Here is a 21941-nt window from a genome sequence, read left to right on the forward strand (position 1 = left end):
CCGGCCGCCAAGAAGGCGACCACCACGGCCAAGACGGCCGCCAAGAAGCCTGCTGCTGCCAAGACGGCTGCTGCGAAGAAGCCAGTTGCCCGAAAGGCAGCTGCGCCGAAAGCCGCCCCAAAGGCGACGGCTGCAAAGACACCAACCACGGTGACGATGCGCCAGCTGTCGGCTGAAATGGCTGAGGCTCATGGTCTGACCAAGAAGCAGTCGGAAGAAATCTTCTCCGACCTGGCTGATCGGATCACCAAGCGCCTGAAGAAAGGCGAACGTTTCCGTCTGAACGGTCTCGGCACGCTGGAAGTGCGCAAGCGTCCGGCCCGCATGGGCCGCAACCCGGCAACGGGTGAATCCATCAAGATCAAGGCGTCGAAGAAAGTTGCTTTCCGCGTCTCCAAGGAACTGAAAGAGTCCGTTTAAGGACTTCCGGTTTCAAAATGTTTCGAAAGGGCCGGATGCATGTCATCCGGCCTTTTTTCATTCTTGCAGCATTGCCTCTAGAGTCTCCAAACGGTCCGCCTCGTTCGCGGGCTTGTCCCAGCGGATGCGGTTGATACGCGGAAAGCGCATGGCGATGCCGGATTTGTGACGGGCCGAGCGCTGCAGGCCTTCAAAGGCAACTTCCAGCACAAGTGATGGCGTCACGGAGCGCACAGGTCCGAAACGCTCGACCGTGTTGTCACGGACGAATTTGTCGAGCTGTTTCAGCTCCTCGTCGGTAAAGCCGAAATAGGCCTTGCCAACGGGCGTCAGCCGATCCTCGCCGTCTTCATCGCGCCAGACGGCGAAGGTGAAATCGGAATAGAAACTGGAGCGGCGGCCGTGGCCGCGTTGCGCATACAGCAAGACCGCATCGACGAGCCAGGGGTCTCGCTTCCATTTATACCAATGCCCCTTGACGCGGCCGGGCACATAGGGGCTGTCCCAGCGTTTCAGCATCAGGCCTTCGATCTCCGGGGCAGGGGGCTCCATGCGGTGCGCGTCCAGCGCCGTCAGGTCGGTGACGGGCACGAGCGGGGACAGGTCAAAACGCGGGCTCGCCGTTTTCGCGATGAAGTCTTCCAGCCGCTCCCGGCGCTCGCGAAAGCTCAGCGGGCGGATATCCTCGCTTCCGGCCTGCAATAGGTCATAAGCGCGGATGAAGGCGGGATGGGTGTCCATCTGCTTTTTCGAGACGGTCTTGCGGTTCAGCCTCTGTTGCAGCGCGTTGAACGGCGCAACGCTTTGGCCATCCTCCCCGCGCACGAGCAATTCGCCATCCAGCGTGCCTTCAAAACTCATCGCGGCCAGCACGTCCGGGAAAGTGTGGGAGATGTCGTCCCCCGTCCGCGTATAGATGCGCCGCACGCCGCCTTCGCTGCTGGCCTGCACACGGATGCCGTCATATTTCCATTCGGCGGCAAAGGCGTCGGCTGTGATCAGGGCCGGGTCCACCGCATCGGGATTATCGCGCTCGGCTTTCGGTACCAGCGGGTGGGCCAGCATGACCGGCCGGAAAGGGGCCTTGATGTCCGGCTCGGGGCGGCCGGTCTTGCCTTCGAGCCAGGCGAACAGGCTCTCATAGGGCGGGGCGAGGCCGTGCCAGATCTCTTCGATCTCGGTCACGTCCACGCCGCCAAAATCCGCGAGCGCCAGTTTGGCAAGCCGCGCGGAGACGCCGATGCGCAGGCCGCCCGTGATCAGTTTGAGCAGCGCCCAGCGGCCGGTCGGGTCCAGCCCGTCGAGCCAGTTGGCGACCAGTCTCTGCGCCTCGGGCCGTGTCACGCCGTCCAGCGCTTCGACAATCTCGGCCAGCGGCGGTGGGCGGTTCGCGCGCCGCTCGCCCGGCCAGACGAGGCTGACGGTTTCGGCCATGTCGCCGACATAGTCATAGGACAGGCGGAACAGTTCGGGGTCCATCCGGTCGGTGACCAGTTCGCGGATCGCGGCGGGCTTGATGCTCTTCAGGTCGAGATCGCCGGTCAGCGCGCCGAGGGCATAGCCGCGGTCGGGGTCTGGGGCGCTGCGAAAATAGGATACGATCAGGCGTAGCTTGCCGTTACGCGAAGGCGTTAGGACTAGTCGGTCAAGAAGCTCTGCGAAGGCCTGCATGCGCCTAAGATAGAGCCGCCGCGCCAAGAATCCATCTAGGGGAGTCCTCCATGAGCCTGAAACTGCACCACCTCAACGCCTCGCGCTCGCAGCGCATTGTCTGGCTGCTGCTCGAACTCGGCGTGCCGCACGAGATTGTCCACCATAGCCGCGACCCGGAAACCCGGCTGGCCCCGGCGGCGCTGCTCGCCATTCACCCGATGGGCAAGTCGCCCCTGCTGGAAGATGGCGATACGGTGATCGCAGAGACCGGCGCGATTGCCGAATACCTGCTGGCGAAACACGACCCGGACCATGCCCTTCACCCGCGCGCGGACTCGGCTGATTTCCCGCGCTACCTGGAATGGGTCCATGCCGCTGAGGGGGCGATCTTCCTGCCGGGCCTGTTTCGCTTCTACCTGATGAATGCGGGCCTGCTGGACACGCCGCTGGCCGCCTCCATGGAGGCCGAACAGGCCAAGGCGATGAAGACGATCGAGGGGCACCTGGCCAAACATGCCTATTTCGCGGGCGAGGCCTTCACGGCCGCCGATTGCCTGATGGCGTTCCAGGTCCAGTCCGCCGCGGCCATGGGCGCGCTGGAGGCATTGCCCGCGACCAGGGCCTGGCTGGAAAAAGTGCAGGCGCGCCCGGCCTACAAGGCGATGCTGGACGTGGGGGTCTAGGGACCCACGGCCGACATGTCCGCCGCTCCGGTGGAGGCTGGGGGTTCTTGCCGTTAGACCGCGGAGCCCCGCGCCTGTGCTTCGACTTCGCTCAGCATGAGCGCGTCAGGATTTCCGCACAAAGCCAACTCATCCTGAGCGAAGTCGAAGGATGATGGGGGCGGGGGCAGCAGTCAAAGCCGGACTGGCCTGCGCCATCCGGGTATCTCGTGTTCCAGCTCCATCTGGCGAAGCCGTCGGCGCGGCAGGCGCCGTGGCGCTCCGCCTGATGATTTGGAATGGCTACGGAATGGAGCGTTACCGCCCGCCGCGCCGGACAGGAATTTCAGCGAGCACCCTCATGGGGGCCCATGGTCCCGGGTCTTCGTTACCGGCGCCGCGCGAACGGATCCATCGTGCTTTCCCACGCATGGCTCATCCGGGAGCATAATGCTCCGTGCGACCGGACGAGGCGGTTTCCCAACTTGCCTTCGCAAGCTCACCCTGGCCTGACCTGCCTAGGCGCGCATCGGACCGTATCTCCGACCCGCACCATCCTGACCCTGCCCCCCACAACCAGAACGGTACCTGATCCGGCTCCTGTGAGAGCAGATGCTTAGTATGGGGCGGGGAGTTCTCAGACGGATTGAGAGCGCAAATCCCCAACTCCGAAGATATCTGCGAAAGCAGGTATCCATCTTCCGCTATCGCCTGAAGCGCTTGAGGATACAGCCAGAGATGGGCCCCTGCCTTCGCAGGGGCCTGCGGGAGGAGAGGGCAGACCTTTATCCTCCCGAACGGTTGTCACCCCCCGATGGCCAAAGGCCATCCGGGGGCCCATCTCTGAACGGTGCGGCAGAGGACAAAGGGACGGTGGAAAATCAATCCCATGAACCGCGCAGGACGCCTTGGCAGCTCTGTTCCGCGGTATTATGGAGCAAACTCACCATATGTGGTGATTTTAATCACCCTATGTGTCGTTTTTTGATTCCGCATCCATGGCGTTGAGGACCAACTGCGCTAATTCGTGGTCGGCCTCATTCCACTCTTCATAGGGAATTTCCCACGGGTCCGGTTTGGGCTTCGGAGGTTTGGGTTTTTCTGTCATCCGAACAGAAGATACAGGATCAGAGGCGAAAAGAGAAACCCTGCAATCCCGGCCCTTATCAACAGGGCGGGTTGGGCGGGGTGTAGTTTGGGTCGCGGTCCCAGCCGGACATTAGTCATGATATGCGGCACGAGCCGGATCGAAAGTCGATGGTGGCTGGATATTGCCCCATGCTTCAGCTGCGGTCTCACCACAGGCAACTACATCAGCGAGCTTAGTTTTATAACTCTTCGGGGCGTGCCAAATTTTCTTATGGCGCACATAGTAATGCATGCAGTCTGCAGGGAATGGATTCCTTCCTGAAGAGAAATTATCGGCAACGGTCTTGAGAACGAGTAGCGCGACTGAATTTCCGGCGCGGTCACGTCGATCAATCGTGTCAGGCTTGGATCCAAGCCCCTCACCCTTTTGGGTATTTAGAAACAGGCCCCCCACCCGTTTTTCGCCAGTTTTGCTTTCACTATGAATAAGGCAGTCAAGATCGATCCGTACGCTTACCCCACCAACATTTAATGGCTCTTGTTGAGAGTTGATGGGCAATAAGAGTTTCCCATCCTGATTGCCATCGTCCCAATCATGAATGAAGCGGTGCATGTTTTCAGCGTTCGCATCATCATTCTCGTGCTGCTCATCAGAGCGTGAATCGTCCGTTAACCTTTTCTTGTAATCGTCCAGGTGGGCATCTAGAATGCCCTTGTTCGGAAAGGCGCTTGTCAGGTACTGACGCATTGCTCCCCTAGCATCTGAGGCAGACGCACGATGACCACGGCGATTGTATTTCGCTCCCCTAAGGATTCCGGGTCTGCTCTTGTCGAGCGCGGCGTGGTACTTTCCGAATGTTACCGCATCCAGGCGGGGTGTTTCGTAAACATCCCAGATAATATCGGGCTCAGCCATGACTGATACTTTCTTTCGAATCGCTTTGGCGGAGAACCACTATATGTGCATTTCCCCACTAAATGAAGACGTGCTAGACGAGGCGATGGTAGATGGCCTTGGTGATGATTTTGGATATTTTGTCTACGAGACAATCGGCCCGCGTAGCAAAGCGTGCATAGAGGTTCTGGCCAAGTGTCCAACTTACGAAGCGGCGGTTCGCCTTCTTGAATTTCTAGTCCCGCCCCTACACCGTCCGATAGCCGCCTAGTCTAGGTTTGCAACTGGAGCGTTCCGGCTCCTATTACGTCCATGCACATAAGGAAAAATGCCGGAGTTTTCCGAGATGGGCCCCTGCCTTCGCAGGCATGCGCCGGAGAAGCGAAATAACCTCTCAACTCACCCCATCTCTTCCTCATAGCCCACAAGCCGGAGCGGTTTCGCGCGGCGGCCTTCGAGTTCGGCCCAGCGGACGAGGGCGTCTTCGCGGCCATAGGTGATCCAGAGTTCCTGCGGGTCGACTTCGCGGACCGTGTCGGTCAGCTCGTCCCAGTCGGCATGGTCTGAGATGACCAGCGGCAGTTCGACGCCGCGCTGCTTGGCGCGCTGTTTGACGCTCATCCAGCCGGACGCAAAGCCGATGACCGGATCGGGGAAGCGCTGGGCCCATTTGCCTTCAAAGGCGCCGGGCGGGGCGACAATGATCTCGCCCCGGAACACTTCGCGCGCCGATTTTGACATGTCGTCCAGCGTGGCCGGGCGCAGCTCGCCAAGGCTGACGCCCGCGGCCTCATAGACCTTGCAGAGCTTTTCCAGACTGCCATGAATATAGATCGGCCGGTCATGGCCCGCCATGCGCAGGTGCTTGATGACGCGCTGGGCCTTGCCGAGCGAATAGGCGCCGATGCAATGGGTGCGGTCCGGATTGTCGGCAACCGATCGCATCAGACGGTCAATCTCGTGTTCCGTGGGCGGATGGCGGAAGACGGGCAGGCCGAAGGTCGCCTCGGAAATGAAGACATGCGTGTTCTCGACCGGTTCGAACTGGGGGCAGGTCGGATCCCACCGGCGTTTGTAATCGCCGGTAAAGACCATGCGCAGGCCCTTGTGCTCGACCACGACCTGCGAGGAGCCGAGAATGTGGCCCGCCGGGGAGAGCCAGATGGTCACGCCATTGATCTCGGTCGCTTCGCCATATTCGACTGCTTGTGTCTGTTTGGCGAAGCTGTCGCCATAGCGCGCGGCCATGATGGACAGCGTGTGGGGATGGGCGAGCACTTTGCCATGGCCGCCGCGCGCATGATCGGAATGGCCATGACTGATGACGGCCCGGTCCACCGCGCCGCGCACAGGGTCCAGATAGAAATCGCCCGGCGGGCAATAGAGGCCCTTGGGGGTGGGGTGGAGCAGGAGGTCTGGCCGCAGCATGCCTGTAATGTAGGCGGTGTGGCCGAACGGGGAAGGGGCTGGGTGTGGCCTCTTCCGAAATGCCGGCAGCTGGGGTAGGCGACGGGGTCGTAATTCAGACGTCCGGGAGTCCCTCATGCAAATCGGCATCGATTTCGGAACATCGAACACATCGATTGGATATTCCGGGCCACAGGGCGTGCGCCTGATCGAGTTGGAGCCGGATGCGACGTCGATCCCGACAGCGGTGTTTTATGGGCTGGCCTCCGGAGAGTATGCCATCGGGGCCGAAGCCGTGGCGGCCTATGAGACGGGCGAGGAAGGCCGGCTGATGCGGTCGATCAAGTCCGTGCTCGGCTCGTCCCTGATTGATGAGACGACCGATGTTGGCCGCCGTCGCTTGCCGTTCCGGGACGTGATCGCGCATTTCCTGCGCCGGGTGATCGCCCGGGCGGAAGCCGAGACGGGCGCGCGGGTGGAGTCAGTCGTGCAGGGGCGACCGGTCTCGTTCAATGACCGGGACGCCGACCTTGACCGACGCGCGCAGGCGATCCTGGAATCCTGTCTGCGTGATGCTGGCGTGGCGCATGTGGAGTTCCTTGATGAGCCTGTGGCGGCGGCACGTTCGGTGAGCTTTCCGAGCGGTCGGGAAAAGCTGGTCTTCGTCGTGGATATCGGCGGCGGTACATCGGATTTCTCGGTCGTGCGCATCGCGCCGGACAATGACGGTTTTGATGTGTTGGGCAGTACCGGCCTTTATGTGGGCGGCAATGATTTCGACCAGAAGCTGAGCTTTTTCGAGCTGTCGCGGCTGCTCGGGCATGGCGAGACGCTGGAGCTGAACGGCTTGCCGGTGCCGTCTGCGCCGTATTCGATCCTGTCGGACTGGAAAAGCCTGAACAAGCTCTATGCCCGGGACGTGCAGAAGCGGATCGGCTGGATGGTGCAGAACAGCCCGAACAGCCGGGCGATCCGGGCCTTCGACCATCTTGTGCGCCACCATGAAGGCCACGCCTATGCGAAGCGGACCGAACAGATCAAGATTGACCTGAGCGACACCGACCAACAGGCTTTCGTCTATGACACTCCCGATTTGCGGCTGGAGCGCGTGGTAGAGCGTCAGGCGTTCGAGGGCCTGATTGACGAAGCCGTGTCACAGATGGATGCGGTGGCAGTGGATTGCCTGGACAAGGCGGGTGTGTCGCCGGACCAGATCACCGACATTGTCATGGTGGGCGGGTCGACCTTCATTCCGCTGGTGCAGGCCCGGTTGGCGGGGCGGTTTGGCAATGCTGTAGTCTCTGAGAGTGACCGCTTCGGCGCCGTCGCCAAGGGCCTGGCGGTGCATGGAATGGCCCAAGGGCGGGGCTGATCTACGGAACTGTTCAAGACATGCGTGAAACGTTTGTGCGGTTTAGGCATTCGAAATGGGGCTGTGGGCGTTATTAACTGTCCCGCCATACTTGCGACACGGTTCTCAGCGCATAAAGTCAGGCCGACCCAGAGGAGAATCACGCATGCGCGCAATCCGGAAATGTCTCGTATCCTTGTCTGCGCTGGCTGTGATGGCCACGCCTGCGCTGGCTGAAGAGGGCGGATCGACACAGGCGCTGGATGATGCGCTGGCGGCTGGCTACAAGGCCGGGTTCATCTGCTCGTCCACCTTCAATGCGGGACAGACGCTGGAGGAAATCCGCCAGAACGAGTTGTCGGGCATTTATCCCGACTATCAGCGCAGCTTCGACAAGCTGCCGGATGCGATGATCGACCCTGTGCGCAAGCTGGTCTCGGTGACCTATTCCAACACGATGCCACCGCGCATGGCGGCCTGGCGTCCCGGTTTCGGCTGTACCCAGCTGCCAGTCGGCGCAGAGGAGGGCGCGCTCAACTTCCTGCCGCGCTTTGCCGCCTGGCCGGACTTCACCGGCGAAGACCGGGGCAGCGCCATAGGCTCCAATGTGAAGGTACAGTTGCGCATCGAAGAAGCCGAACGCCTCGAAGCGCCGGTCTCGTTTGCCTTTGACGAGCGCAGCTATGGTAATGGCACGCGCACCAGCGCCGTGGTTGTCGTGAAGGACGGACAGGTCGTGGCCGAGCGCTATGCTCGCGGCATTGATCATGAGACGCCGCAGCGGACCTGGTCGGTGGCGAAATCGATCAGCGCGACGATCCTCGGTGCGGCGCGCCGGAACGGGCATATCGATCTGGATTACCCGGCCGTGATCGCCGACTGGAACAATGGCGCTGATCCGCGCCGCGAGATCACGTTGCGTGACCTGTTGCAGATGGCGAGCGGTCTGGACAGTGGTGAAACCGGTTCGCGTACCGACCGTATCTATTTTGGCGGCGGACGCGTGGTCGATCAGGCAGGTTCCAAAATACTGGAAGTGAAGCCGGGTACCCGGTTCAAATACTCCAACAATGACACGCTGATTGCGATGCGTTCCTTCCGTGAGTCGCTGGGCGCGGATGATTCCTATCACCGCTTCCCGTATGAAAAGCTGCTGCACAAGATCGGCGCCGTGCATACGACGCTGGAAGTCGACTGGAATGGTGACTTCATTTCGTCGAGCCAGGTTTGGTCCACCGCACGGGACCTTGCCCGGATCGGCCAACTCTACCTGCAGGATGGTGTGTGGGGAAATGAACGCTTGTTGCCAGAAGGCTGGGCGCAATTTGTTTCGACCCCCGGACCAGCACAGCCGACCAGTGGACCCGGCTATGGTGCGCAATTCTGGCTGATGAATGATGCCGAGGGTATTCCGGCGGGCACCTATTACATGGCGGGCAATCGCGGCCAGTATGTCGTGATCGTGCCAAGCATGAACGCGGTCATTGTACGACGCGGCTTCGATGTGATCGGCGGAGCGCGGTTCGATATCAACAGCTTCACGCGCGACGTATTGCTGGGCCTTCAGGCCGCGCAGGATGTCCATGACGCCGAAGCGGCAGAGCGGGCACAGATCGAAGCCGAGATCGAGGCCACGATCGAGGCGCGACGCGCGCGCAGTGACCGGGCCAAGGATGCCATCCGGGCAGAAATCCTCGAGAAGTACGGCCGCGAGGAATAAGCCTGTCTGGTGCCGGTGCTGGCGCGTACCGTGAAAGCGTGAGGACATTCCTGACTCTTGCGATAGTTTGACCTCCATTCATGGCTGACAGCGCACTTACCCCTTTTGTCCTGCCCGAGCCCTTCGAGGCCTGGTTTGCGGGGCGTGGGTGGCAGGCGCGGCCACACCAGCTGGCGCTGGCCGAGGAGTCGCTGAAGGGTGAAAGCGCGCTACTGATCGCGCCGACCGGTGGCGGCAAGACGCTGGCGGGTTTTCTTGGCAGCCTGATTGAATTGCGCGAACGCAGGCGCTCGGCAAATTCCGACCGGCCTGCGCTGCACACGCTTTACATCTCGCCGCTCAAGGCGCTGGCGACGGATGTACAGCGCAACCTGATGGGCCCGGTCGAGGAGATGGGGCTCGATATCAGGATCGAGAGCCGGACCGGGGATACGCCCTCCCATGTCCGACAAAGGCAGAGACGCACACCGCCGGACATTCTGCTGACGACGCCGGAACAGTTGGCGCTTTTTCTCGCCTCGGATCATGCACGGGAATTTTTCGCAGACCTCAGATGCGTGATTGTAGACGAGGTGCACGCGATGGCGGCCTCGAAGCGCGGAGACCTGCTGGCACTGGGCCTTGCGACGCTGGCGAGTTGGGCTCCATCGTGTCGCTTCATTGGCTTGTCGGCGACTGTGCGTGAACCCGAAGCCCTTGCGTCATGGCTCGCGCCGGACGCGCGTGTGCTGATGGCAGAGGGCGGTGTCTCCGCTGATGTGGACATCCTGATCTCGAAGAACCGTATTCCGTGGTCAGGCCATTCCGGACGCTTCGCTGTGCCGGACGTATATGAGGCTATCAAACGGGCGACGATGACCCTGGTCTTCGTGAACACGCGCAGCCAGGCTGAACTCATGTTTCAGGAGCTGTGGCACGCCAATGAGGACGGCCTCCCGATTGCGTTGCATCATGGCTCCCTGGCGCGCGAACAGCGGACAAAGGTCGAGGCGGCAATGGCGGCGGGCGCCCTGAAGGCGGTGGTCTGTACGTCCACGCTCGATCTCGGCATCGACTGGGGCGAGGTGGACCTCGTGATCCAGATGGGCGCGCCCAAAGGGGCCGCGCGCCTGATCCAGCGCATCGGCCGGGCCAATCATCGGATGGATGAAGCCAGCCGGGCCGTCCTTGTGCCAACGAACCGGTTCGAAGTGCTGGAGTGCCGTGCGGCAGAGGCAGCGGTCGAGGCCGGCGAGATTGACGGGGAAGGGGTCCGCGAGGGCTCGCTGGACGTTCTGGCGCAGCATGTCATGGGCCGGGCGTGTGGCGACGGGTTCCGTCTGGAGGAACTCTATGATGATATTGTCCGCGCCGCACCCTATGCTTGGCTCGACTGGGAAACCTATGAGCGGATCGTCGATTTCGTGGCGAGCGGAGGTTATGCGCTGAAGACCTATGACCGGTTCCACCGCATTGTGCGTCGCCCGGACGGGGTGTGGGTGGCGCGCACGGCCCGAGACGCGCAGGCCCACCGGATGAATGTCGGCGCAATTGTGGAATCGCACATGCTGGCCGTGCGGCTGGCGCAATTCATCGGCAAGGAAAAGCCGGGCGAAAAGCGCAGCGTGCGGGCGGGGCTAAAGCTGGGCGAGATGGAGGAATATTTTCTCTCCACCCTGACGCCGGGCGACACATTTCTTTTCGCAGGCGAAGTGCTGCGACTTGTCGGCGTGGAGGGCATGGACGCTTTGGTCGTGCGCGCAGTGGGCGACCGTCCGGCGATCCCCTCCTATAATGGCGGCAAGTTTCCGCTGACGACCTTCCTCGCCGATCGCGTGCGAAAGATGATCCATGACCCCGCGCAATGGGACGGATTGCCCGATCCGGTGCGCGAATGGTTCGAGATCCAGAAGCAGAAATCCACCATTCCGCCAGCGGACCATTTGCTGGTCGAGACCTTCCCACGCGCCGACCGGCATTACCTTGTCTGCTATCCGTTCGAGGGGCGATTGGCACACCAGACGCTGGGCATGTTGCTGACGCGGCGACTGGAGCGGATGGGCGCAAAACCCACCGGTTTCGTCGCCAGTGAGTATGCAATGGCGGTGTGGGGCATGGAGGACATCTCCGAAGTGGACATGGACGCACTGTTCCATCCGGAAATGATGGGCGACGATCTTGAAAGCTGGCTGGACGAGAGCGCGCTGATGAAGCGAACCTTCGGTCATTGCGCCCAGATTTCCGGTCTGATCCACCGTAACCTTCCCGGCAAGGAAAAGAACTCACGGCAGGTGAGTTTCTCGTCCGACCTGATCTATGACGTGCTACGCAGTCACGAGCCGGACCATATTCTGCTGCAGGCGGCCCGGCAGGATGCGGCGACGGGCCTGCTGGATGTGCGCCGCCTGTCAGATGCGCTGGTACGGATCCGTGGCAAGATCGACCATCAGGCGCTCACCAAGATCAGCCCCTTCGCCGTGCCCGTCATGCTGGAGATCGGCAAGGAACCTGTTTCAGGCGCATCCGTGCAGGACGCAATCCTCGGCGAGGCGGAAGCCGAACTGGTCAGGGACGCGATGGGCTGACAGATTACGGCAATCGTCATTTGACCCCCGGGCCATTGCGGGCCAGATTCCCGAGTGATGACTGCCGCTGCCGTGAAACCCTCTGAAACCCACCTGCACCTTGCCGGGGAGCTGCTGACGCCGCTGCCGGAGGGGGCGTTGTGGTGGGCGGCCGAGCGGGTGTTGGTCGTGTCAGACCTGCATTTCGAGAAGGGCAGTGCCTTTGCGGCGCGGGGCCAGCTGTTGCCGCCCTATGATACGGCTGCGACGCTGTCGCTGGTCGAGCGGCTTTGCGCAATGCTCAAGCCGAAGACGGTGATCTCGCTCGGCGACAGTTTCCATGATCGGGCGGCCGAGCTGCGCCTGCCGGAAGAGTATGCCCGGCGCATTCAGGCGCTGACATCGGCGCATGACTGGGTCTGGGTGGAGGGGAACCACGATCCGGACCCGCCAGAGCATCTGGGGGGCCGCGCCAGCAAGGTGCTTAGCATCGGGCCGCTGGTGTTCCGACACGAGCCGACGGGGGAGGTGGGCGAGGTGTCCGGGCATTTGCATCCGGCGGCCAAGATCATCGGGCGGGGGCGTTCGGTACGGCGGCGGTGTTTCGCCAGCGATGGCGCGCGGCTGGTGATGCCGGCCATGGGTGCCTTTACGGGCGGACTGAACGTGCTGGATGAAGCGTTCGCATCGATCTTCCCGGAAGGGGCCATGGCCTTCGCATTGGGGCAGGAGCGGGTGTTCATGGTGGCCGCCAAAAGCCTTGTGGCCGATATGCCACGCGGCGCGCGCTGGAAATTCTGAGCGGCTAATATCGTTTGTGCATTGCACAAAAGCGTGCCATATGCCGCTGTAGCAGGGCGAATAGCTGCTGCTCTCGCATTGATCGTTGCCTTTTCCGGGTTCGCGTCGAGTGCGCCAACAACCGGGATGCCGATCGAAAGCAGGCTTCCTAAAATTTAGAGCCTAACAGGGCGCGCGGACTTTTGAGTCCGCTGGGCGCCCGCACATGAAAGTATTGATTTGACACAGTTTACCGAACTCGGCCTCGCCGAGCCCGTCCTCAAGGCGATTGCTGCTGAGGGCTATACCAAGCCGACTCCGATTCAGGAGCAGGCGATCCCGACACTGCTGGAAGGCCGCGACCTTGTGGGCATTGCCCAGACCGGCACTGGCAAGACCGCAGCTTTCGTGCTGCCGCTGCTCAGCCGTATGGCCTCCAATCCTGGCCGCCCTGTCTCCAAGGCGGCTCGCATCCTGATTCTGGCGCCGACGCGTGAGCTGGCCGCCCAGATTGCCGAAAGCGTGCGCGTTTATGGTAGCCAGATGAAGCTGACCACGGCGATTGTCGTGGGCGGCGTGAAGCCCGGCGGACAAGTCCGTGCGCTGGCACGCGGCGTGGATGTATTGGTGGCAACACCGGGACGCCTGCTTGACCATATGGAAACCGGCGCCGTGAATCTGAGCGGTACCGAAGCGGTCGTGCTGGATGAAGCCGATCAGATGATGGATATGGGCTTCCTGCCTGCGATCCGTAAAGTGATGAAGGCCATTCCGACGCGCCGCCAGACGCTGCTCTTCTCGGCGACTATGCCGAAGGAAATCCGCTCGCTTGCGAATGATTTCCTGCGCGATCCGGCCGAAGTGACCGTCGCCACCGTTTCCAAGCCTGCCGAAAAGATCGACCAAGCGGTCTATATGGTGAAAGGCACGGCCAAGCCGCGCCTGCTGGCCGAAATCCTGTCCGAGGACGACATGGACCGCGCCATCGTGTTCACCCGCACCAAGCATGGCGCTGACAAGGTGGTCCGCTACCTCGCCAATGAAGGCCTGTATGCCGAGGCGATCCACGGCAACAAGAGCCAGAACCAGCGCATTCGTGCATTGGACAATTTCAAGAAGGGCAAGGCCCCGATCCTGGTTGCGACCGACATTGCCGCGCGCGGCATTGACGTCGATGGCGTCAGCCATGTTGTGAACATGGACATGCCGAACCTGCCGGAATCCTATGTTCATCGCATCGGCCGGACAGCTCGCGCCGGGAAAAGCGGCATTGCACTGTCCTTCGTAGGCAATGATGAGCGCGGATATCTGCGTGACATCGAAAAACTGATTGGTCGCAAGATCGACCGGATCGATCTGGACGAAGACATGGCGCTCGACCTGTCCTTGCCGGAAGAGCCGGGTCCGCACACCAAGCAGAGCCGCGGCGGGGGTGGCAGAAGCCAGGGCGGCGGACGTCGTCAGGGCGGCCAATCGCAGAACCGTAACCGCTCCGGCGGTGGTGGTGGCAAAGGTGGGTACAAGGGCGGCAAGCCCGGTGGATCACGGGATGGCGGCGATAGAAGCGCCGCGCGTTCCGAATCCGGCGGGGGTGGCTCCCGTCAGGGTGGCAACGGTCAGAAGCGCCGGGGCAAACCGAACAAGTCCTGGTCGCCCGTCAGCTAGGGCCAGCCTGCACTCTTTACCCAATGTCAGCCTTGTTTCCGCGCCGTCCTTCCGCCAAGGATAGGCCGGAAACAAGGAGGATATGCCATGAAGACTGCCATCACAGAAATGTTCGGAATCGAGCATCCGATCATCCAGGGCGGTATGCACTATGTCGGGTTTGCCGAAATGGCTGCCGCCGTCTCGAATGCTGGCGGTCTCGGCATCATTACGGCCCTGACACAGAAAACCCCTGCAGACCTCGCGAACGAGATCGCGCGCTGTCGTGACATGACTGACAAGCCGATCGGCGTGAACCTTACGTTTCTGCCGGTCGTCAACGCACCGGACTATCCAGGCTATGTGAAAGCCATCATCGAAGGCGGTGTGAAAGTTGTTGAGACCGCCGGGAACAATCCTGTGCAGGTCCTGCCGATCCTGAAAGAGCACGGCATCAAGGTGATCCACAAATGTACCGCCGTACGCCACGCGCTGAAGGCGCAATCCATTGGCTGTGATGCGGTCTCCGTCGATGGTTTCGAGTGCGGCGGACACCCTGGCGAAGACGATATCCCGAACATGATCCTGTTGCCGCGTGCGGCGGATGAACTGGAAATTCCATTCGTTTCCTCAGGTGGTCAGGCGGATGGACGCAGCCTCGTGGCATCTCTCGCCATGGGCGCGTCGGGTATGAACATGGGCACACGCTTCATCGCGACGAAGGAAGCCCCCGTGCACCAGAATGTGAAGGATGCCATCGTTGCCGCGTCCGAACTCGATACCCGCCTTGTCATGCGTCCGCTGCGCAATACCGAGCGCGTGCTGACCAATGTTGCGGTTGAGCGCCTGTTGGAAAAAGAGCGCAAGCTGGGCGCAGACCTCAAATTCGAAGACATTATCGAAGAGGTTGCAGGCGTCTATCCGCGCATCATGAAAGAAGGCGAAATGGATGCGGGTGCCTGGTCCTGCGGCATGGTTGCCGGTCTGATTCACGACATTCCGACCTGTAAGGAACTGATCGACCGAATCATGAAAGAAGCTGAAGATATCATCACAAACCGTCTGGCAGGCATGCTGTCGGGCAAGGTTCCGGCCTGATCCATTCTGAAAGAACTTTCTCATGATCCGTATCCCCCTTTTCGCCAGTGCCTGTCTCGCTCTCGCCGCCTGCGGTATGGGCGTCTCAAGCGACAATAACGCAGCATCTGTTTGCAATACCATGCTGGCGGGGGATCCGGAGATTGTGGAAGATCTCGCCGAGGACGGCGATACGATCGAAGTCTATTGCGGCTGCTACCAGACCCTGCTGGCCGATAAGTCCGAAGACGATCAGGCCGACATTTTGAAAGTCAGCCAGGTCGTGGCGGACATTCGCGAAGATGAGAGCCTGGGCCTGGAAGATGCCGCCGGTCGCCTGATGAGTGATTTCATTGAGGATGGCAGCAGTCCGACCTATGGCGTCACTCGGAGTGGCTTCGAAATGACAGGCACCTATATCGATCAGGTTCGCCGTGAGCTGAGCAAGGACGACGGCGCCTGTACGGCGTCCTGATCATCAGGACAGCGCAGCCTTGATCGCGGCAGCGATTTCAGCTTCTGACATTGATTTTGTCACGGTGCTGATCACATTTCCAGAAGACCGGTCAATCAGATAGAGTTGGCCGGTCTTTATTTTCTCCGGGAAGATTTCGCGCATCGTGCCAGCGATGCCAAGGGTCTCTGCGTCGGCGAAATAGGCGGCGTCATCCTTGGGTGAATAGTCGAGGGCGAAGAATTCAGCGCCGTCAAACGGGTTTGAGGCACGCACGGTTTCGACCTTGGGATCGAGCACCTTGCAGCTGCCACACCAGCTGGCATAGCTCAGGACTGCCAGAACTTTCGTGTCTTCAGCAGGCGCGATGATTTCCTTGACATCAGCAAGACTGCCGGGCGTAGCCACGGATGGGCCACATGCGGCAAGCGCAGCGATCGAGATGGCAGCAAGGCTGAAGCGCATGAAATTCTCCTGACGTCTGGACAAGCAGACCTAGCATGAGCGCAGACCTTGTGGGGTCACACTTGCGTTATTCAACGCGAATGCTGGCGGCACCTGACTCTACCCGACCGATGATGGCCGCATCGGCATGGCCGTGGCGGCGGAAGGTTTCCAATACCGCGTGCGCCGCCTCGGGCGAACAGGAAACGAGCAGCCCGCCGCTGGTCTGCGGGTCGCAGAGCAGGTCGGTCTCCATCGCGGACATCTGACCCGTGACCATATGAGATACCGAATCCCAGTTGCGGCCGGACGCGCCGGTCTTGATGCCTGACTGTGCGTGGCGACGGGCGCCTTTAAAGACGGGGACCTTGCTTTTCTCGATGACGATCTGAAGGCCGGCACCGCGCGCCATTTCGCTGGCATGGCCGAGCAGTCCAAAGCCGGTCACGTCGGTTGCGGCATGCACATCGCCAAGTTCGGAGAGTTCCGTACCTGGCGAATTGAGCCGTGTCGTCGAGGCGACCATTTCGTCATACTCGGCAGGGGAGAGGAGTTCCTGTTTCAGCGCGGCGGAATAGATGCCAATGCCGAGTGGTTTGCCAAGGATCAGGACATCGCCCGCCTGTGCGTTGGAGTTCAACAGCAATTTGTCGGGATGGCCCATGCCGAGGGCTACGAGGCCGTAGATTGGCTCGGCGGAGTCAATCGAATGCCCGCCCGCGATGGGCGCGCCGGCGGCCTCGGCCACGCTGCGCCCGCCCGCAAGAATGGCGCGGATCGTCTCATTGGCAATCTTGCCGATGGGCATGCCGACAATGGCGAGACAAAAGATGGGTTTCGCCCCCATCGCGAAGATATCCGACAGGGCATTGGTTGCGGCGATGCGCCCGAAAGTGTGCGGGTCATCCACAATGGGCGTGAAGAAGTCAGTCGTGGCGACGAGCGTGGTGGTTTCGTTGATGAGGTAGACGGCCGCATCATCGCTCTTGCCCGCGTCCACAATCAAGTCCGAGTGGCCAAGTGACAGGGGCATCTCACTGAGAATATCCGCCAGCACATTTGGCGCGAGCTTGCAGCCGCAGCCGCCCCCATGGGCGAGGGATGTCAGGCGGGGTTCGGTGTCTCTGTCGGGCATGGCGGGCTCCTCTTGGGCTGCAGGCTTACCGCGCCGAGCACTGGCGGGGCAAACAAAACCTGCTAATCGAAGAGGCATGCCTTATCTCGAAACCGTCACGGATATCAGCCTCGAAAACCTGTCGCGCTATGATGCGATCATTGACGTGCGCTCTCCGGCCGAGTTCGAGGATGACCACATGCCGGGCGCCATCAGTCTGCCGGTGCTGTCGAATGAAGAACGCGCGCGCGTTGGCACGATCTACAAGCAGGAGAGTCCGTTCCGCGCCAACCGGGTCGGGGGTGCAATTGTGGCGCGCAATATTGCGCATCACCTTGAGACCGCATTGGCTGACAAGCCGAAAAGCTGGCGACCGCTGGTCTATTGCTGGCGGGGCGGGATGCGCTCGAACTCCATGGCGACGATCCTGTCCTCGGTTGGCTGGCCGAGCGGCGTGGTGAAGGGCGGCTACAAGACGTGGCGGCGGGAAGTCGTGACCGGGTTGGAGCATGAGGACAGCCTGCTGCCGGTGCGCCTGATTGATGGCCAGACCGGCACGGGCAAGACGGCGCTGTTGCAGGCCATCGCGAAGGCAGGCGGGCAGGTGATTGACCTGGAAGGTCTCGCCCATCATCGCGGTTCGGCGTTTGGTGATCTTGGTGATGCGCCACAGCCAGCGCAGCGCTTGTTCGAAAGCGGCATCTGGGAGCAGTTGCGTCAGTTCGATCTGAGCCGTCCGGTCTTTGTCGAGGCGGAGTCCGCGCGGGTCGGCAGGTGCCGCGTGCCCCGGCGCCTGTGGCACTCCATGCTGGCGGCGCCGCGCATCGAGATGACGGTTCCTTCAGACGTGCGGGCAGATTTCCTGCTCTCTGCCTATGAAGACATCATCCGGGACAAGGACCGGCTGATGGAAGCGCTCGCCAAGCTGAAGGGCCTGCAGTCGAAAGAGACGCTGGCCGAGTGGCAGGCATTGGCGGAGGCGGGAGACTATCGCGCGCTGGCGCGGCAGCTGATGGACCGACATTACGATCCGCTCTATGCGCGCAGCCGCAAGCGGCGCGAAGATGCGCCGGTAGATATGGTCAGGTTGGAGAGTCTGGATGAAGCGGCGCTGAAGCGAGCCGCAGAGAGACTGGTGGTCCGCGCCTAGCGTCCGCGCGCCTCTTCCGTGCCGCGCCGGGCCAGTTCGTCGGCCTTTTCATTGCCGGGGTCACCCGCATGTCCCTTCACCCATTTCCAGGTGATGTCATGGCGCTGGCAGGCTTCGTCCATCGCCATCCAGAGATCCTGATTCTTGACCGGTTTTTTCGCGGCGGTCTTCCAGCCATTGCGTTTCCAGCCATGGATCCATTTGGTCAGGCCGTCTTTCACATAAGTGGAATCGACGTGCAGGGTGATCTTGGACGGGCCCTTCAGCGCGTTCAGTGCCTCGATCACGGCCAGCATTTCCATGCGGTTATTTGTGGTGGCTTTATCGCCGCCCCACAGTTCCTTGCGGTTGTCGCCTGCCACGAGCAGGGCACCCCAGCCGCCGGGGCCGGGATTGCCGCTGCAGGCACCATCTGTCCAGATTTCGATCTTGTCAGTCATGGCTTTCAGGTGCGGGGCTTTGGCGGGTCCGTCAAGCATCAGAAGACGCTGATGTCTGCCTCATGCATTTGTTGCGCAGGCTTGACGATGGCAAGAAAGAGCAGGCCGCAGACGAGGCCGGCCAGCGCGCCGATACAGGCACCGGTGAGGGCTGCGCCAAGGCCGGTCAACAGCGACGCTGTCACGCCGAATCCCCCTGTCGTGCCACCGACGAGCAGGGCGCCCCAGATGCTGGCCCAGCGCAGATAGGGTGCACGGGCCGCAATCCCCTGATGCGGAAACCTGCCGATGGACAGACCCATGGCCAGCCACGCGGCTGGCACGGTGACGAAGAACAGAATGAAGTTGAACAGGGACATCATCGCGGCCATCTGGATTCCGAACAGGAAGCCGCTATTTGGGCGATCGAACATGGTGGGCAACATGCCAATCCCTTCGAGCACGCCAAAGACAAAGGTCAGGAAAAGTCCGATCAGCGTAACGCCAAGGCACGCCGCCAGGGAGGACAAGAGCAGGCCGAGTTTTACACGGCGGATCTTTCGGTCCTTGCTGAGGGCTCGATAGTCGACCGAAAGGTCAGACGGACCGGTGCCAACCACCCCACCATTTGGCCCGAACTCCGTCATGCACCATAGCCTTCCGCACTCGTCACCTTGCGATGAAAGGCGAGGCGGCCGGCATATTCGAGGGGATTCTTGGGCTTTACGAGGGCGCCCTCGGGCGTCGATGTCCAGTCCACCATCCGCGTCAGGAAGAAACGCAACGCTGCGCCGCGTGCCAGCAGGGGGAGGGCGTCGCGCTCCGTCGGTTCCAGCGGGCGTATGCTCTCATAGCCTGCGATCAGGTTTGCACCCTTGGAATAATTGTAGTCGATGGCGCCGCGCCCCGGATTGTCATCAAAAGCCCACGCATTCAGGCAGATGGCGAGGTCATAGGCGAGCGCATCTGTGCAGGCGAAATAGAAATCGATGATGCCGGAAAAGTCTTCGCCCAGGAAAAACGCATTGTCCGGAAAGAGATCGGCATGGATGGTGCCGCGCGGCAGGGTCAGGCTTTGTGGCTTGGCCTTGGCGATATCAGCGAGGGCTTCGTCGATCAGGCCGGACAAGCCGGGTTGCAGTTTTTCGGCCTCATCTGACTGGCCGGCCCAGAGGCGCGGCCATGCCGATGGACCAAGACTGTTGGGACGGGTGATCTCAAAATCAGAAAGCGTGACATGCATCCGCGCGAGACCTTCCCCCAGACCACGACACTGGGCGGGAGTCGGCTTTTTCGGCGAGAGTCCATCAAGGAAAGACACGATCACGGCGGGCCGTCCTTCAAGCGTGCGGAGCGCTTTGCCGTCTTTCGCGAGGATGGGCTCCGGGCAGGGGAAGCCCTTGCCCGCCAGATGCTGTTTCAGGCCAATGAAATAGGGCAGGTCATCCGCATTCACCCGTTTTTCAAACAGGGTGAGAATGAACCGGCCCGTCGTGGTTTCGAGATAGTAGTTCGAATTCTCGACGCCCTCGGCAATACCCTTGAAAGACAGGGCATTGCCGAGATCGTATTCTTCGAGAAACGCAGCAAGCGCCTCGTCGGAAACCTGAGTGTAAACAGCCATGAAGACCGATTAGGCCGTCTTGGCTACCATGTCACGCTGCAGCGTCTTCCCAGCCAGCAGATAGTGGATTGCTGCCCAGCCATAGATCGATGCGAAGATAATAATCGACCACTGCAAGCCGCGTGCGTCGGCGCTGGTACAGGCGGCAACCTGGTCGGCGCTGAGGCTTGCAGCTTCCTTGCAGAGGTCCAGTGTCAGACCAAGATCGGCGCCTGACAGCATCATCGTCTTCAGCACTGTGGACAACAGACCGATCAGGGTGGGGCCAAGGCCGAGCCCGATCAGGTTGACGGCAAAGAGCGTGATGGCCACGGCGGTCGCCCGCGTGCGCGCATCCACGACGCCGGCTGAGACGGCATACATTGGCCCAAGATAGAAATAGTGCAGCATGGCGGCGGCCATGAGCGGTGGCAGCATCAGCGCGACCGACGGGCTGAGATAGCCGAGCCAGTAGAGCGGAACCGACAGGCCCATGCCGAGAGCAGGCATCCAGGACAGGGCCGTCGGGTAGCGTTTCGCGAGGCGATCAGCGAGGAAGCCAGACAGGAACACACCAATGGCAGCCATCAGGCCCAGCACCAGAGAGAAGATGAGTGCGGCTTGTGTGAGGGTCAGTTCATGCGTGCGCAGCAGGAAGGAGGTGGAGAAGGCCGCGATCCCGTATCCTGCAAATGAGGCGAGCGCTGCGCCAAAGACGACATGCACATAGGTCGGCTTCTTGCTAAGCTTCTTCAGTGCGGCGCCGAAGGATTCCCGTTCCGGCTTCGCAGCATTCGGTGGATCGGTGTAGCCGCGCGGCGGCTCCTTGACCGTGAGGCCGATGATCAGCGCGAACACCAGGCCGGGCAGGCCGACCGCAATGAACGCAATGCGCCAGCCTTCGAGGCTCTTCCAGTCGATCATGTCTGCGACCCACGTCCAGCCCCAGCCTTCCAGCAGGGCGTGGACATTCTCGCCCGTAACATAATCATTGATCGGGCCTGCGGCGAGACCGGCGCACATGCCACCAAGCGGCACGCCAAGCGCGTAGATTGAGGCGGCGGTCGCCCGACTACCGGGCTTGAAATAGTCGGCGATGACCGATTGCGCCGGCGGCGTACAACCGGCCTCACCCACTCCGACCAGAAGGCGGAAGGCGAACATGGTCGCGAAACTGACGGCAAACCCGCAAAGGACGGTCATCAGGCTCCACATCGTCAATGAGGCCACGATAATCATCATGCGGCTCGTCTTCTCCGAAAAACGGGCAATCGGAATGCCGAGCGTGGTGTAGAACGTAGCGAAGGCCAGACCCCCGAGCAGACCCATCTGCCAGTCTTCCAGACCAAGGCTGTTGCGGATCGGATCGGTCAGGATGCCGAAGATGGACCGATCAATGAAATTGAAGATGTAAACGACGAGCAGGGAGGACAGGACATATGCCCGGTATCCCTTGGTGCGATAGCCAGTTTCAAAGCCGGGTTTTTCGTCGAGCGCAGCGGTCGTGTCTGTCATT

General features: G+C 61.3%; 18 protein-coding genes and 1 pseudogene. 10 read left to right on the forward strand and 9 right to left on the reverse strand.

Going from position 1 to position 21941, the window contains the following annotated elements:
- Positions 1–114: 114 nt before the first annotated feature.
- Positions 115–420, forward strand: a pseudogene (locus L53_RS16870) (HU family DNA-binding protein); the annotation flags it as partial.
- 57 nt (positions 421–477) lie between these two features.
- Here L53_RS16870 and L53_RS13600 read toward each other — a convergent pair.
- Positions 478–2091, reverse strand: coding sequence for a cisplatin damage response ATP-dependent DNA ligase (locus tag L53_RS13600; protein ID WP_034816548.1), 1614 nt, complete (start codon positions 2089–2091; stop codon positions 478–480).
- 50 nt (positions 2092–2141) lie between these two features.
- Between L53_RS13600 and L53_RS13605 the strand changes: the two genes are divergently transcribed.
- A complete protein-coding gene (locus L53_RS13605) occupies positions 2142–2756 on the forward strand; it encodes a glutathione S-transferase family protein (RefSeq protein ID WP_034816550.1) in 615 nt (204 codons plus the stop codon).
- Between the two features lie 1198 nt (positions 2757–3954).
- Here L53_RS13605 and L53_RS13610 read toward each other — a convergent pair.
- Positions 3955–4740 carry a hypothetical protein gene (locus L53_RS13610; protein WP_034816553.1) on the reverse strand — a complete coding sequence of 262 codons (786 nt, stop codon included), beginning with the start codon at positions 4738–4740 and terminating at the stop codon, positions 3955–3957.
- Positions 4741–5118: 378 nt separating this feature from the next.
- Positions 5119–6147, reverse strand: coding sequence for a ligase-associated DNA damage response exonuclease (locus L53_RS13620; protein WP_034816559.1), 1029 nt, complete (start codon positions 6145–6147; stop codon positions 5119–5121).
- A 115-nt stretch (positions 6148–6262) separates the two neighbouring features.
- On the opposite strand from L53_RS13620, the gene L53_RS13625 reads away from it, so the two are divergent.
- The 7 genes from L53_RS13625 (at position 6263) to L53_RS13655 (ending at position 15716) form a co-directional block, all read left to right on the forward strand.
- Positions 6263–7498, forward strand: coding sequence for an Hsp70 family protein (locus L53_RS13625; protein WP_034816563.1), 1236 nt, complete (start codon positions 6263–6265; stop codon positions 7496–7498).
- A gap of 145 nt (positions 7499–7643) precedes the next feature.
- On the forward strand, positions 7644–9197 hold the full coding sequence (locus L53_RS13630; protein ID WP_084333473.1) for a serine hydrolase: 1554 nt from the start codon (positions 7644–7646) through the stop codon (positions 9195–9197).
- Between the two features lie 80 nt (positions 9198–9277).
- A complete protein-coding gene (locus L53_RS13635; protein ID WP_034816565.1) occupies positions 9278–11761 on the forward strand; it encodes a ligase-associated DNA damage response DEXH box helicase in 2484 nt (827 codons plus the stop codon).
- 57 nt (positions 11762–11818) lie between these two features.
- Positions 11819–12541, forward strand: coding sequence for a ligase-associated DNA damage response endonuclease PdeM (gene pdeM, locus L53_RS13640; protein WP_034816567.1), 723 nt, complete (start codon positions 11819–11821; stop codon positions 12539–12541).
- 219 nt (positions 12542–12760) lie between these two features.
- Positions 12761–14185, forward strand: coding sequence for a DEAD/DEAH box helicase (locus L53_RS13645; RefSeq protein WP_051607980.1), 1425 nt, complete (start codon positions 12761–12763; stop codon positions 14183–14185).
- Positions 14186–14272: 87 nt separating this feature from the next.
- On the forward strand, positions 14273–15262 hold the full coding sequence (locus tag L53_RS13650) for a nitronate monooxygenase family protein (protein WP_034816570.1): 990 nt from the start codon (positions 14273–14275) through the stop codon (positions 15260–15262).
- A 22-nt stretch (positions 15263–15284) separates the two neighbouring features.
- On the forward strand, positions 15285–15716 hold the full coding sequence (locus L53_RS13655; RefSeq protein ID WP_034816572.1) for a hypothetical protein: 432 nt from the start codon (positions 15285–15287) through the stop codon (positions 15714–15716).
- A 3-nt stretch (positions 15717–15719) separates the two neighbouring features.
- On the opposite strand, the gene L53_RS13660 is transcribed toward L53_RS13655, so the two are convergent.
- Positions 15720–16160, reverse strand: a complete 441-nt coding sequence (locus L53_RS13660; protein WP_034816575.1) for a thioredoxin domain-containing protein — start codon at positions 16158–16160, stop codon at positions 15720–15722.
- 67 nt (positions 16161–16227) lie between these two features.
- Entirely contained in the window at positions 16228–17274 is a 1047-nt protein-coding gene (gene selD / locus L53_RS13665; RefSeq protein WP_034816577.1) for a selenide, water dikinase SelD, read from the reverse strand.
- A gap of 76 nt (positions 17275–17350) precedes the next feature.
- Between selD and mnmH the strand changes: the two genes are divergently transcribed.
- Entirely contained in the window at positions 17351–18403 is a 1053-nt protein-coding gene (mnmH, locus tag L53_RS13670; protein ID WP_034816580.1) for a tRNA 2-selenouridine(34) synthase MnmH, read from the forward strand.
- Here the strand turns inward: mnmH and rnhA are convergent.
- From rnhA to L53_RS13690, 4 genes are read right to left on the reverse strand one after another with little or no spacing between them, the layout of a single operon-like run.
- Positions 18400–18843, reverse strand: a complete 444-nt coding sequence (rnhA, locus tag L53_RS13675; RefSeq protein WP_034816806.1) for a ribonuclease HI — start codon at positions 18841–18843, stop codon at positions 18400–18402. The genes mnmH and rnhA overlap by 4 nt on opposite strands.
- Positions 18844–18881: 38 nt before the next feature.
- On the reverse strand, positions 18882–19469 hold the full coding sequence (locus L53_RS13680; protein ID WP_034816583.1) for a hypothetical protein: 588 nt from the start codon (positions 19467–19469) through the stop codon (positions 18882–18884).
- Positions 19466–20446, reverse strand: coding sequence for a homoserine kinase (locus tag L53_RS13685; protein WP_034816586.1), 981 nt, complete (start codon positions 20444–20446; stop codon positions 19466–19468). The genes L53_RS13680 and L53_RS13685 overlap by 4 nt, the downstream gene beginning before the upstream one ends.
- A gap of 9 nt (positions 20447–20455) precedes the next feature.
- Positions 20456–21940, reverse strand: coding sequence for an MFS transporter (locus tag L53_RS13690; protein ID WP_034816591.1), 1485 nt, complete (start codon positions 21938–21940; stop codon positions 20456–20458).
- Between the last annotated feature and the right edge of the window lies 1 nt (position 21941).

Origin of the sequence: Hyphomonas sp. L-53-1-40 (assembly GCF_000682775.1) — a bacterium.
Classification (GTDB): Bacteria; Pseudomonadota; Alphaproteobacteria; order Caulobacterales; family Hyphomonadaceae; genus Hyphomonas.